We start from the raw sequence: 12,593 nt of genomic DNA on the forward strand, positions 1-12,593 counted from the left end.
CAGTGCTCCGGCGGCATGCGCCAGCGCATCGCGATCGCGATCGCGCTGTCCTGCGAGCCAAAGCTCCTGATCGCGGACGAGCCGACCACGGCGCTCGACGTGACCATCCAGGCCCAGATCCTCGATCTGCTCGCGCGCGAGCAGCGCCGCCGTCACATGGCGATGATCATCATCACCCACGATCTCGGCGTCGTTGCCGGCCGTGCCGACGAGGTCGCGGTGATGTATGCGGGCAGGGTGGTGGAGCGTGCACCGACCTCCGCGTTGTTCAAGCGCATGCATATGCCCTACACCGAGGCGTTGCTGGCGGCGATCCCGAAGCTGGATACCGCCCCGCATACGCCGCTGCCGGCGATCTCCGGCCGTCCGCCCGATCCGACCCGGCCGCTGAAGGGCTGCTCCTTCGCGCCGCGCTGCCGCTATGCTTCCGGCCGTTGCCAGGAGGCCAAGCCCGAGCTGAGGCAGGCGGAGGCGGCCGGCCATCTCTATGCCTGCTTCCACCCGATCCGCATGGCGGAGGGGATCGAGGCATGATGCAGCTTGCCATGCGCCCCGCGCCGCTTCTCAGCGTCGACGATCTCGTGGTCGAATATGGTCTGGGCAACAGGACGGTTCATGCCGTCTCCGGCGTCAGCCTTCAGGTCGCGCGCGGGGAGACGCTGGGGCTGGTCGGCGAATCCGGCTGCGGCAAGTCGACCCTCGGGCGCGCGCTGCTGCAGCTGCGCCGCGCCAAATCCGGTCGCGTGATGTTCGACGGCCAGGATCTCACGGCCATGGAAGGCGAGGCGCTGCGGAAGATGCGCCGGCGCGTGCAGCTGATCTTCCAGGATCCGATCGCCTCGCTCAATCCCCGCCGGCGCATCGGCGACATCGTCGCCGAGCCGCTGATCATCGCCGGAATCAGGGATGCCGCTGAGCGCAAGCGGCGCGTGCATGAGGTGCTGTCCGCGGTCGGGCTCGATCCCGATCTCGTGGCGGGCCGCCTGCCGCACGAATTTTCCGGCGGCCAGTGCCAGCGCATCTGCATCGCGCGCGCGCTGGTGCTCAACCCCGAATTCATCGTCTGCGACGAGCCGGTTTCGGCGCTCGACGTCTCCATCCGCGCGCAGATCCTGAATTTGCTGGAGGAGATGAAGGCGCGCTTCGGCCTGACGCTGCTGTTCATCGCGCATGATCTGGCGGTGGTCAAAGCGGTCAGCGACCGCGTCGCGGTGATGTATCTCGGCCGGCTCTGCGAGGTCGCGCCGTCGGAGCAATTGTTCGCGAGGCCCGCCCATCCGTATACAGCGCTGTTGTTGCAGGCGATCCCGGTGCCCGATCCGGACGTCCGTCCCGCCGAGAGTGTGGCGGTCGGCGAGCCGCCATCGCCGATTGCGCCGCCGTCCGGCTGCCGCTTCCGCACCCGCTGCCCGCGCGCCGACCAGCGATGCAGCGCGGAGATACCGGAGTTGCGCGAGGTCGCACCCGGCCAGTTCGCCGCTTGCCATCATCCGCTGGCCTGAACTAAGACCGGTTTGTCTCGTCACGCCGGCCATGGCATGGTGGCGCGACCACAAGAACCATGCAGGAGGACGCCGATGAAGAGTTTCAAGGTTGCCGATTTCAAGGCGCCGCTGCAGGAGTTCGACGAGGCGACGCCGCAGCCGTCGGGCACGCAGGTGCTGATCAAGGTGAAGGCCGCCGGCGTCTGCCACAGCGACCTCCACATCTGGGAGGGTGGCTACGATCTCGGCCATGGCCGCAAGCCGCTGTCGCTGAAGGACCGCGGCATCAACCTGCCGCTGACCATGGGCCACGAGACCGTCGGCGAAATCCTGGCCTTCGGTCCCGACGTCAAGCCTGCCGACCAGGGCGATCTCAAGCTCGGCGACGTCGGCCTCGTCTATCCCTGGATCGGCTGCGGCAAGTGCGCGACGTGCCTTGCCGGTGACGAGAACATGTGCCTGACGCCGCGCTCGCTCGGCGTCTATTGCGACGGCGGCTATGCCGATCACATGCTGGTGCCGCACCCGCGCTACCTGCTCAACCTGAGGGGCCTCGATCCCGCGACGACCGCGCCCTATGCCTGCTCGGGCGTCACGACATACAGCGCACTGAAGAAGGTCGAGCAGCACTTTGACACGCCGATCGTGATGTTCGGCGCCGGCGGCCTCGGCCTGATGGCGCTGTCGCTGCTCAAGGCCATGGGCGGCAAGGGCGCGATCATGGTCGATATCGACGCGAAGAAGCGCGAGGCCGCTGAAAAAGCCGGCGCGCTGGCGACCGTCGATCCCAAGGCGCCGGATGCGCTGGAGCAACTCGCCAAGAAGGCGGGCGGGCCGATCCGCGCCGTGGTCGACCTCGTCGGCAATGCAGCCACGACGCAGCTCGGGTTCGACTGCCTGACCAAGGGCGGCAAGCTCGTGATCGTCGGCCTGTTCGGCGGCGGCGCGACCTGGGCCCTGCCGCTGATCCCGATCAAGGCGATCACGATTCAGGGCAGCTATGTCGGAAACTTGCGCGAAACGCAGGAATTGCTCGATCTCGTCCGCACCAAGAACGTCGCGCCGATCCCGGTGACGAAGGCCCCGCTCGCCAAGGCCAACGATGCGCTGCTGCAATTGCAGCAGGGCGCGGTGGTCGGGCGTACCGTGCTGACGCCGTAGCTTCTTCCGTCATTCCGGGGCGATGCGACGGGACCGCGAAGCGCGGCCCGGAGCATCGAACCCGGAATCTCGAGATTCCGGGTTCGGTCCTGCGGACCGCCCCGGAATGACTCATCCTCGGCAGGAACCCCCATGTCCGCAAACAACGCCTTCCACATTGCCGTGCTCGCCGGCGACGGCATCGGTCCTGAAGTCATGGCGCCGGCGCTCGAGGTGTTGCGCAAGGTCGAGCAGAAATCGGATCTGCGCTTCCGCTTCACCGAGGCGCCGGCCGGGGCCAATCATTATCTCGCGACCGGCAAGTCGATGCCGGATAGCACCATCAAGCTGTGCGAGGAGGCAGATGCGATCCTGCTCGGCGCCTGCGGCCTGCCGTCGGTGCGCTACCCCGACAATACCGAGATCGCGCCGCAGATCGAGCTGCGCTTCATCTTCGATCTCTATGCCGGCGTGCGTCCGGCGCGGCTCATTCCGGGCGTGCCGAGCCCGATCGTCGGGGCCGACCAGCGCGGCATCGACCTCGTCGTGATCCGGGAATCGACCGAAGGCCTCTTCGCCTCCATGGGCAAGGGCGTCGTCACCCACGAGGACGCGCGCGAGACCCTGGTGATCACGCGCAAGACATCCGAGCGCCTGTTCGAGTTCTCGTTCCGCCTCGCCGAGCGGCGCAAGGCGCGCGGCAAGCCGGGGTCGCTTGCCTGTGTCGACAAGGCGAATGTGTTCAAGGCGTTCGCCTTCTTCCGCCGGATCTTTGACGAGGCCGCCAAACGTCATCCGGACGTGAAGACGGATCATCTCTATGTCGATGCCTGCTCGGCGATGCTGGTGAAGCGTCCCTGGGATTTCGACGTGATGGTGATGGAGAACATGTTCGGCGACATCGTCTCCGACATCACCGCGAGCCTGATCGGCGGCCTCGGCATGGCGCCCTCGGCCGACATCGGCGACAAATACGCGGTGTTCCAGCCGTGCCACGGCACCGCCCCCGACATCATGGGGCAGGGCAAGGCCAACCCGACCGGCATGATCCTGTCCACCGCGATGATGCTGGACTGGCTCGCCGAGAAGCACGGCCTCGAGAGCGCAGCGGAAGCCAGCGAGACCATCGGGCGCGCGGTCGACCAGATCTATGCTGGCGGCGGCATCAAGCCGATGGAGTTCGGCGGCAGCAACGGCACCGCCGACATCACGAAAGCGGTTCTCGCGGCGCTGTAGTCAAAAAGGGGCCCTCACGGGCCCCTTCGTCGTTCACCAGCGGCGCCAATGGTGGTGATGACGCCAGCGCCATGGCCGCGGGCCGTAGAAGCGCGGGCCGCCGTAATAGCCGTAGGCGCGATAATAGTTCGGGCGCCACCAGCAGCGGCCCCAGGGGTTGCAGACCCAGCGCACCTGCTCGACATCGGCGGCTGGACCGCTTGCGATCCTGTTCGCCTGAGGGATGCCGTTCGGCATTGCCGCGAGCGCGGGTCCCGACGCGAGCGCCACGCCACCCATGGCAGCCAGACCAAGAACAGCAGATCTGAATTTCATCGCAATCTCCCTCGTTGCTGGCGGGAGAACTTGCGCGACATCAAGTGGTTGCAGCTGCGTCGAGTTGCATGAGCAATTTAATCTACCTGAACGTCGGTTCAGCTTCAGCGGCCCCGGAATTGCGGCTGGCGCTTTTCCATGAAGGCCTGCCGGCCCTCGCGGAAATCCTCCGAGTCCATGCAGGCATTGCCGATTGTCTTGATCGCCTCCATGTCGCGCCGGCTCTCGTCCTTCAGCACCTCCGCAATGGTGATCTTCGCGGCCTTGATCGCGAGCGGGGCGTTCTGCGCGATCGTCTCGGCGATCGTCATGGTCTCGCCCCAGAGTTCGCCTTGCGGGAACAGGCGCTCGACGAGGCCGATGCGCAGCGCCTCGGCGGCGTCGATCCGCATGCCCGTGTACAGCAGGAGCCGCGCCCAGGACGGGCCGACCAGCGACACCAGATGGTTCAAGCCGTCATAGCCGTAGGCGATCCCGAGCCTGGCCGCGGGGATGCCGAACTGGCTGCCATGTGAGGCCAGACGAATGTCGGTGAGCATCGCGACCTGCATGCCGCCGCCGAGGCAGTAGCCGTCGATGCAGGCGATGGTCGGCTTGGGATAGTCGGCGAGCAGGGTGCGCTGGGCCGCGCTGCGCCTGGCGTATTCCTCGGAAGCGGCTGCGTTATGCGCGTCTTTTCGAACTGGCTGATGTCGGCGCCCGATACGAACGCCTTGCCGCCGGCGCCACGCAGGATCACGACGCGCACGGCGTCGTCGTCGCGCAGGGCCGTCAGCGCTTCGCCAAGACCCCCCCACATCTCCAGCGACATCGCATTGCGCTTGTCGGGATTGTTGAAGGTCACGACACCGACGCCATCGGCCGTGTGCCGCAGGATCTTGCCGTCGGCGTAACGTGTTTCGGTCGTGCTGAACATGTCGGGCATCGCGCGCTCGCTGGTCACAGGTGAGGCGCAATGTGGGGCGCTGGCGCGGCCGCGGTCAACCGGCACAGGATAAGAGAGCTTGCATCCGCCTGTGCCGCGATTGCATGCCGCGAAGTCCGGCAAGGCGGAAACGGCGAACGATCAAACGGCCAGGAAGCAATCGCCACGAAAAAGGGCGGCTGGGCCGCCCGAAAGTACCGCGCGCAAGCGCGCCGGCACACCATGTCTCCATCGACCCTCGTCCAATCCGGCCGCGCACCTGCGGCGCGGCGGATTGAACATCGGCCGTAAAGGCCAAGCCGAGGATCGGCCTCAGCTCTCGTTCGCCGCGATCGATTCCATCAGCGATACGAGCTGACGCTGCACCGTCTGGTCCTTGATCTTGCTGTAGGCGCGCAGCAGACGGAGGCTGAAGGCCGAGTCGAGGAAGAGCAGGCTCTCGACTTCGCGGGCCTTGTTGTCGCCGTCGTAGAAGAAGGTCACGGGCACGTCGAGGGCGGAGGCGATCTGCTGCAGCCGAGCTGCGCCGACGCGATTGACGCCCTTCTCGTACTTCTGGACCTGCTGGAAGCTGACGCCCAGCTTCTCGCCGAGCTCGGCCTGCGAGATCTTCATCTCGACGCGCCGCAGACGGATCCGCTTGCCAAGCTCAATGTCCGGCTTGCCGGCACTGCGCTGCTTCATTCTTTTCGCCGCTGCTTTCATCTCTTCTCACCTTTGTTCTTCGGTTGAAAATCCCCCGAAGAGCTGGGTCAGGGGTTCGCCCATATAGGAGTTCTTGAATTCATGCGGATGCACGAACTCTTCCTTAAACCACGGGAAGCGAGCCGGATTGAAAGCCTCGATCAGCCAGTCAATCATGTGCCGCACGCGCGGAATGCGGCCGCTACCGGGATGGTAGGACAGCCAGATATCCAGCGGACGGTTCAGCTCGACCTCCAGTGGAATCAACTTCCCGCCGAGCGCGATGGCATAGCTTGGGAAGACGCCGATGCCGGCGCCGTTCGCGACCGCCCAGTAGTTGGCGCTCGAGACGTTGGTCTTCATGACCAGAAGGTCACGTTCCGAAACGCCCGGGAAGAAGCTCTCGAAGGATTCCTTGGCGGCGAGCTGGTCGGCGAATTGCAGCACCAGGCGATGCTTGATCAATTCCGCCGCCGAACGCGGCGCGCCATGCTTTGCGATGTATTTCTCCGAGGCCCAGAACATCAGATGCATGCGGCCGAGCCGCACAAGCTTGATGTCCAGCGCCGACGGGCGCGCCAGATGGATGGCGACGTCGGCCTCGTGGCGCGAGACGTCGGCCGAGCGCATCGCGCAATGCAGGTCCACCAGGATCTTCGGATAGGCCTGCTGGAATTCGACCAGGCGGGGAGCCAGCCAGAAGGTGCCGAGCCCCTCGGTGACGGCAACGCGGACCTCGCCGGACAAGGCGTTGGCCATCGAATCGCTGGCGCGCAGGACGTCGAAAGTGGCCGCCTCCATGCGCTCGACGGCGGAGACCACGAGAGCGCCCTCATCGGTCAAGTGGGTGCCGTGGACGTCGCGGGTGAACAATGTGGTGCCGGTCTGGCGTTCGAAATCGTCGATCCGCCGCCGCACGGCGTTGATCGACAGTGACAGGCGCTCGGCCGCCGAGCGAAAACTTCCGCATCGGACGACTTCCAGGAATATGCGGGCGGCATCCCAATCCGAGAGACCGCTGAGATTTGTCTTTGGGCGTTCCGCCAGAGGAACGCCCCTTTCCGCCAAGGAGTGCATACAATTCCCTTTGGAAAGCTAAACTGGCAGAATCTGGGGCAAACCACAACCACGACGGGTTGGGGAACGAAGAGTTTTGAACGTCATCCTTTACTACCCGTTTGACGGTATCGGGATGCGGTCACAGGCTGGGAATCGAGCAGGCTATCTGCTCGACTGAGGGGTTAGGCGTGAGTTCCGTTGCGAGCCGCGAAATGGCTGCGGGGTTGCAGGCGCTGTCCGCGATGAGAAATCGTGTGCAAGAGCCGATGCCGTTTCGCCTGATGGATCAATCGCACCGCGCCGGGCGTTTGCTCCGGGACCAGTTGGATCGTCGCCCGCTAAGCGGGATGGCGATAGCGGCCGGGAGCGCTGTTCTCCGGCAGAAACTCGCTGAAATCAGGTTCGGAGGCACCGTCGCCTCGTGTTATCCTTGGTCTTCCAATCGGGCCGAAGGGGGCGTGACCGATACGTCTCGCAGGTCGAATTAACGGAAAGAACGCCGGTGTCGCATTCAGACGAACAGTTGCAGTCGGTGCTGGAGACACTCGAGGAGTGCCGCAGGGTTCTCAATGCCTGCAACAGCCGTGAGTCGGCCGAGATGCTGTCCATCGTCATCCTCGACGTACGGATGAAGCTGAAAGGAATTGACAGCGCAGATCTCAAGGCGCTGTGCGACGAAATGCTGCGGAGCGCTGCGAGCCATCCGCCGACCCCTTCCAAGCAGACGCAGGACCAGCCCCGGCGTCCGCTGCTCCGCGTGGTGAAGTAGCCGCGCCGCCGAGTCTCGCTTTTAGGCGAGGTTTGTGCGCGTCCCGATGCCGTATCTGTGATCACGGAGGGCATCGGGAGGAGCCTTGGTTTTGCGCGCCTCTGTTGCGCATTCTCGGCCATCGGCTACACCAGAGCCGGTTCGGCTCCGGGGCCGGGCGCATTCCTTGCGTGCCGTCCCGGGCCTGAGATGGCTCCGATTGCATCATGCAAAATGTTTCGATCCCGGCGGCGATGATTGCCGGCCTCGTCAGCTTCCTCTCGCCTTGCGTTCTGCCTCTGGTTCCGCCCTACCTGATCTACCTGACGGGCGCCACGATCGAGCATGTCGAAAGCGACGAGCCGCCCGCTGCGTCCAAGCGTGCGATCATGATGTCGGCGCTACTGTTCGTGCTCGGCTTCTCCACGATCTTCGTGGCGCTGGGCGCCAGCGCTTCGCTGGTCGGCGGCCTGATCCGGGCCTGGTCGGCGGAGCTGTCGATCCTCGCCGGCGTCGTCATCATCATCATGGGCCTGCACTTCCTCGGCCTGACGCGCATCGGCTTTCTGATGCGCGAGGGACGGTTGCCGATCCCCAAACCCGTCGGCCTTTGGGGCGCCTATGTCATGGGCCTCGCTTTCGCGTTCGGCTGGACGCCCTGCATCGGTCCGATCCTCGCCGCGATTCTCTCGATCGCCGCGGCGGAAGCCACGGTCGCGAAAGGTGCTGGCCTGCTCGCGGTCTATTCCGCCGGCCTCGGCATTCCCTTTCTGATCGCCGCGCTTATGATCGAGCAGTTCTCCGCGCTGTTCGCGCGCATGAAGGGCCACCTCGTCAATATCGAGCGCGCCATGGGCGTCTTGATGGTGATCACCGGCATCGGCTTTCTCACGGGCGCAGTCTCGAACGTGAGCATCTGGCTGCTGGAGACGTTTCCGGCGCTGCAGACAATCGGCTGACGCGCTCGGGAACCGGGTTTTCCCGGAGCATAAAGTAAAGGAACCGTTGATAACCGCCAGGCATGCTGTGACGGAACGGCGGGATTTTCAAACCTTTCCGGTTCCGAAACGTTGGAGCTGGGACAACTCGCATGGTGGAGATCACGTGACCAAGACACTGCTCTTAGAACCTTTGTCGGACAACGCGGCTCTGGTCGCCTGGCAATTCCTGGGGCAACCCTTGCCGGAATGGCCGAGCTGGGTGCAGTCGAATTGCTCGTTGCAGAAGGATGCCGACGGAAAATTCGAGCTTCGGCACGAGCGGCGCAGCGGAACTCAGATCGTCTATCTCGGCGAGTGGCTGGTGAGAGATCTCGATGGCGGCGTGGACTTTTACACGGACGCGGAGATCTGGTCGCGGTTCGCTGCGAAGCGCTGACGCGCGATGAGAGCCGGCTGCCTATCGCGCCTTAGTCTCTTCTGCCTGAACTCCAGCTGATCAAAAGCCTGTGTCGCCGGTGGGGCAAAAAGCCTCGCCGGCGCGCTCACTCGCAGCATACAATCTGTGGTAATATTTCGATGTACTGCACCCAGAGGGGCATTTATCAAGAACCTATACTGAAACGAGCATTCTAACCAATCGACATATTCGGCGCCCCTCTCCCCGACACAGCATTTGAGCAGGAGCAAGCGATGGTAACCGACGTCAACGTTCATCCCGGCCACGGCAAGGCCGGACGTCAACCGACGCGACAATTTCTGGATACGCTTTCCGGCCATGAAGATCCGGGCATGTTTGGCCGGATGTTTCCGACACTGGACCCGCTGGCCGTCGACGACGGACCGCTGCGTGAACTCGCCGACGCGATGAAGGATCCTTCTCCCGGCGACCCCGCCGGAAACAACCTCAACGTCCCGGCCGGCTTCACCTATCTCGGGCAATTCGTCGACCACGATAACACGCTCGACCTGACCTCCTTCGGCGAGAAGGAGGCCGACCCGATGGCGGTCACGAATTTTCGCACACCCGCACTCGATCTCGACAGCATCTACGGCCTCGGTCCCGATGGAAGCCGCCATCTTTACGCGCGCAACTCGGCGAGCGAAAACGGCAAGACGCCGGGTCCCAAGCTCCTGATCGGCAAGACCGTCAACGTCGATACCATCACGGGAGATCATCGCAACGACCTGCCGCGCAATCCCGAGGGGTTCGCCCTCATCGGCGATCATCGCAACGACGAGAACCTGCTCGTCGCCCAAACCCACCTCGCGATGCTGAAATTTCACAACAAGGTCTGCGACCAGCTCGCGGCTTCGGGCAAGCCGGCGGGCGAGATTTTCGAGGAAGCGCGTCGGATCGTGACCTGGCACTATCAATGGATGGTCCTGCACGATTTCGTCGAGCGGATCACCGAGAAGGGAATCGTCGCGAAGATTCTCGAGCAGGGGCGGCGGTTCTACCGCTTCAAGAAGATCCCCTACATGCCCGTCGAGTTTTCAGGCGCCATCTATCGGCTCGGCCACAGCATGGTCCGCCAGGTCTATAGTCACAACAGGATCTTCACGCCGGGCGGTCTCACTCCGGCGACGCTCGACCTGCTGTTCAGGTTCACCGGGCTTTCGGGAGGAATCATCGGCGACCTGGCGCCGAATCCGATGACACCGCCGCTCCCGCTTCCCGTGCTTTCGAGCAATTGGATCATCGACTGGCGGCGTTACTTCCAGGTGCTGCCGAACAATCCTGCGGGCGTGACACTCAATCCGTCGCGCAAGATCGATCCGTTCGTCGTGCCGCAACTCCACACCCTGCCCGGTGACGGCGGCAGCCTGCCGTTCCGCAATCTCAAGCGCGGCGTGTTGCTGGGATTGCCGTCGGGCCAGGACGTCGCCAAGGCCATGAAGATCAAGAATCCACTGTCTCCGGAAGAGATCTCGAAGGGAAGCGACGGAGCCGTGGCGAAGAAGCATGGCATGCACCAGAACACCCCGCTCTGGTACTACATCCTCAAGGAGGCGGAGCAGCGGGGAGGCGGTGAACGGCTCGGGCCGGTCGGCGCGATGCTGCTCGCCGAGGTCTTCGTCGGCCTGGTCCACGGCGATCACCAGTCGTATCTGTGGCTCAAGGGCAAGACCTGGAAGCCGACGCTTGCATCGCAAGTGCCGGGCGAGTTCACGATGGCCGACCTGCTGCGCTTCGTCGGCGATATCAGCCCGATCGACGGCATCTCGACCGTCTAGGTTGCAGGTGCTAGGCCAGACCGGCGCATTGGCGCGCCGGTCTGGACGTGCAGGCGCTCGTGTTGCGTTGCGATATGCGCTTTCGCAGCGGATCAGGGCGTCTCCTCCAGCGTGCAGGTCACGGTGCAGACGACGCCGCGCGGCAGGAAGTCGACGGTCGCCTCGCCGCCGAGCTGGTCGCGCGCGCTACGCTCGATCAGGCGCGAACCGAAACCGCGCTGCACCGGCGCCGTGACCGGCGGCCCGCCAGCCTCGGTCCAGACCAGACGCAGCCGCGGCTTCGGCGCGTCGGTCATGATCTCCCAGTCCAGAGTCACCCGGCCGGTGTCGTTGGACAGCGCGCCGTATTTCGCGGCGTTGGTGGCGATCTCGTGCACGATCATCGACAGCACCACGGCGAGCCGCGGCGACAGCGGTACGGCGGGGCCGTTCATGCGGATGCGGTCGGGATTGCTCAAAAGAAAAGGCTGGAGCGCGCGGGCGATGACGTCGCGGAGTTCCGAGCCTGCCCAGCGCTCCTGGCTCAGGAGATTGTGGGCCTCGGCGAGCGCGCCGAGCCGCCCCTCGAACTTCCTCCGCTCGTCGCGGCTGGCGCTGCGGAAAGTCTGCACCGCGATCGCCTGCATCAGGGCCAGCGTGTTCTTGACGCGATGGTTGAGCTCCTCGATCAGCAGATTGTGCAGCATCTCGCCGCGCGCGATCGTGGTCGCCATCCTGACGGCAAAGGTCAGGCCGACGAGCAGCAGGATGCCGCCGATCAGGCTGGTGATCGCGATGTTCCGCCAGAGCGGCGCGACCAGTGAGCTCTCGGCAACGCCGGCGACCGCTGTCCAGCCCGTCAGCCGCGACCTGGTATAGGCCGTGGTAAGCGCGACACCGTCGAGCGAAACGGTCGAAAGGGCTGCCTCCGGCCTCCGAAACATCGATTCGTACAGCACGCCAGAGGCCTGCCGGCCGAAGTTCTCGGTCGGGTTTGGCGAGCGCGCGAACACGACGCCCTTGCTGTCCAGCAGCGACACGGTCCACTGATCGTTCGGGCGCTGCTGCTCCAGCAGCCGCTGGAATATCGCAACCGGCGGACTGAAGGACAGCGCATAGGCGACCTCGCCGTCGCGGAGAACGGGGATTTCGACGGTCACGACCGCCTGCTTCTTGGTCGCGCCGACGAAAAGATCGGAAAACTGGGGAGCCTTGGTCGCGAATACGCGCTCGACGATCTCGCGATTGTTGCGCCGGGGCAGGTTCGCGGTATCGGGCGTTGCCGACGAGAACACCTGATGCCCGGTCCGGTCCGACAGCAGCAGGACGCTGTCGTCGCCATATTGGCTGATGAAGCCGGCCGCCAAGTGTCGGAAACTCTCGAAGTCCGCACTGCCCAAGGCGTCGCTGAGTGCGAGCACCTGCAGGCCCCCCGTGATCCGCTGCACCTCGGCGTCGAGCACCATGCGCATGCTGCGTACCGTTTCCAGCACACGGCGCGTGGCCTCGCTGCGGTCCTGACGGTAGTTGTAGTAGGCAAGGCCCACGGCGAAAACGATCAGCGGCAGCGTCGTTCCCGCGACGAGGAGGGCAAGCCGAACGGGCAGGGTGAGCTTTGGCAAACGGAGGCGTCCCGGTTCCAGCGCAGTCGCGCCGGACAATGATTTTGACGGGACCATACGGGCAGGAACCGTGCTGCGCCACGATTTTCCAGCCCGGACGGCATCACGTGCTTGCTGCTGCGAAAATGGAGAACGCGCCCCCGCCGCACCCAAGGGCAATCGCATATGCGAGTGATCTCGCCTCTGGCCATCCTTCGAGACGCCCGCCGTTGGCGGGCCCTCAGG

12 protein-coding genes and 1 pseudogene are annotated in these 12,593 nt (G+C 64.7%); 8 read left to right on the forward strand and 5 right to left on the reverse strand.

What is annotated here, in order from left to right; genetic code table 11:
- The 4 genes from JHD07_RS12615 to JHD07_RS12630 all read left to right on the forward strand — a co-directional run.
- A partial coding sequence (locus JHD07_RS12615) for an ABC transporter ATP-binding protein (RefSeq protein ID WP_291622476.1) occupies positions 1-534 on the forward strand: 534 nt, incomplete at its 5' end.
- Entirely contained in the window at positions 531-1,502 is a 972-nt protein-coding gene (locus JHD07_RS12620) for an oligopeptide/dipeptide ABC transporter ATP-binding protein (RefSeq protein WP_291622479.1), read from the forward strand. The genes JHD07_RS12615 and JHD07_RS12620, both read left to right, overlap by 4 nt.
- A 75-nt stretch (positions 1,503-1,577) precedes the next feature.
- Positions 1,578-2,645 carry an alcohol dehydrogenase gene (locus JHD07_RS12625; RefSeq protein WP_291622481.1) on the forward strand — a complete coding sequence of 356 codons (1,068 nt, stop codon included), beginning with the start codon at positions 1,578-1,580 and terminating at the stop codon, positions 2,643-2,645.
- A 132-nt stretch (positions 2,646-2,777) separates the two neighbouring features.
- Positions 2,778-3,860 carry an isocitrate/isopropylmalate dehydrogenase family protein gene (locus JHD07_RS12630; protein WP_291622483.1) on the forward strand — a complete coding sequence of 361 codons (1,083 nt, stop codon included), beginning with the start codon at positions 2,778-2,780 and terminating at the stop codon, positions 3,858-3,860.
- 33 nt (positions 3,861-3,893) lie between these two features.
- Here the strand turns inward: JHD07_RS12630 and JHD07_RS12635 are convergent, their stop codons facing one another.
- From JHD07_RS12635 to JHD07_RS12650, 4 genes and pseudogenes are all read right to left on the reverse strand, one after another.
- Complete coding sequence (locus tag JHD07_RS12635) at positions 3,894-4,175, reverse strand: hypothetical protein (protein ID WP_291622484.1); 282 nt, start codon at positions 4,173-4,175, stop codon at positions 3,894-3,896.
- Between the two features lie 104 nt (positions 4,176-4,279).
- Positions 4,280-5,100: pseudogene (locus JHD07_RS12640) on the reverse strand (enoyl-CoA hydratase).
- A gap of 312 nt (positions 5,101-5,412) precedes the next feature.
- Positions 5,413-5,784, reverse strand: coding sequence for a helix-turn-helix transcriptional regulator (locus JHD07_RS12645; RefSeq protein WP_020608151.1), 372 nt, complete (start codon positions 5,782-5,784; stop codon positions 5,413-5,415).
- Positions 5,785-5,811: 27 nt separating this feature from the next.
- Positions 5,812-6,861 (reverse strand): LysR family transcriptional regulator, encoded by a 1,050-nt coding sequence (locus tag JHD07_RS12650; protein ID WP_291622507.1) that lies wholly within the window; start codon positions 6,859-6,861, stop codon positions 5,812-5,814.
- Between the two features lie 484 nt (positions 6,862-7,345).
- Here JHD07_RS12650 and JHD07_RS12655 point away from each other — a divergent pair, with 484 nt between their 5' ends.
- The 4 genes from JHD07_RS12655 (at position 7,346) to JHD07_RS12670 (ending at position 10,767) form a co-directional block, all read left to right on the forward strand.
- On the forward strand, positions 7,346-7,612 hold the full coding sequence (locus tag JHD07_RS12655) for a hypothetical protein (RefSeq protein ID WP_291622509.1): 267 nt from the start codon (positions 7,346-7,348) through the stop codon (positions 7,610-7,612).
- A gap of 206 nt (positions 7,613-7,818) precedes the next feature.
- The gene (locus tag JHD07_RS12660; protein ID WP_291622511.1) at positions 7,819-8,550 is read left to right on the forward strand and encodes a cytochrome c biogenesis protein CcdA; all 732 of its coding nucleotides are present in this window, start codon (positions 7,819-7,821) and stop codon (positions 8,548-8,550) included.
- A 145-nt stretch (positions 8,551-8,695) separates the two neighbouring features.
- Positions 8,696-8,968, forward strand: a complete 273-nt coding sequence (locus JHD07_RS12665) for a hypothetical protein (protein ID WP_291622513.1) — start codon at positions 8,696-8,698, stop codon at positions 8,966-8,968.
- A 254-nt stretch (positions 8,969-9,222) separates the two neighbouring features.
- Positions 9,223-10,767, forward strand: a complete 1,545-nt coding sequence (locus JHD07_RS12670; RefSeq protein WP_291622515.1) for a heme peroxidase family protein — start codon at positions 9,223-9,225, stop codon at positions 10,765-10,767.
- A 92-nt stretch (positions 10,768-10,859) separates the two neighbouring features.
- On the opposite strand, the gene JHD07_RS12675 is transcribed toward JHD07_RS12670, so the two are convergent.
- Positions 10,860-12,368 (reverse strand): sensor histidine kinase, encoded by a 1,509-nt coding sequence (locus tag JHD07_RS12675; RefSeq protein ID WP_291622516.1) that lies wholly within the window; start codon positions 12,366-12,368, stop codon positions 10,860-10,862.
- Positions 12,369-12,593: the final 225 nt, after the last annotated feature.

It is taken from the genome of Bradyrhizobium sp., from assembly GCF_016462955.1.
Lineage (GTDB): Bacteria > Pseudomonadota > Alphaproteobacteria > Rhizobiales > Xanthobacteraceae > Bradyrhizobium.

What these genes read in the sequence shown, in the direction of transcription:
- JHD07_RS12620 (WP_291622479.1), top strand. Translation starts at nt 531, where the DNA reads ATGATGCAGCTTGCCATGCGCCCCGCGCCGCTTCTCAGCGTCGACGAT.
- JHD07_RS12625 (WP_291622481.1), top strand. Translation starts at nt 1,578, where the DNA reads ATGAAGAGTTTCAAGGTTGCCGATTTCAAGGCGCCGCTGCAGGAGTTC.
- JHD07_RS12630 (WP_291622483.1), top strand. Translation starts at nt 2,778, where the DNA reads ATGTCCGCAAACAACGCCTTCCACATTGCCGTGCTCGCCGGCGACGGC.
- JHD07_RS12635 (WP_291622484.1), bottom strand. Translation starts at nt 4,175, where the DNA reads ATGAAATTCAGATCTGCTGTTCTTGGTCTGGCTGCCATGGGTGGCGTG.
- JHD07_RS12645 (WP_020608151.1), bottom strand. Translation starts at nt 5,784, where the DNA reads ATGAAGCAGCGCAGTGCCGGCAAGCCGGACATTGAGCTTGGCAAGCGG.
- JHD07_RS12650 (WP_291622507.1), bottom strand. Translation starts at nt 6,861, where the DNA reads ATGCACTCCTTGGCGGAAAGGGGCGTTCCTCTGGCGGAACGCCCAAAG.
- JHD07_RS12660 (WP_291622511.1), top strand. Translation starts at nt 7,819, where the DNA reads ATGCAAAATGTTTCGATCCCGGCGGCGATGATTGCCGGCCTCGTCAGC.
- JHD07_RS12670 (WP_291622515.1), top strand. Translation starts at nt 9,223, where the DNA reads ATGGTAACCGACGTCAACGTTCATCCCGGCCACGGCAAGGCCGGACGT.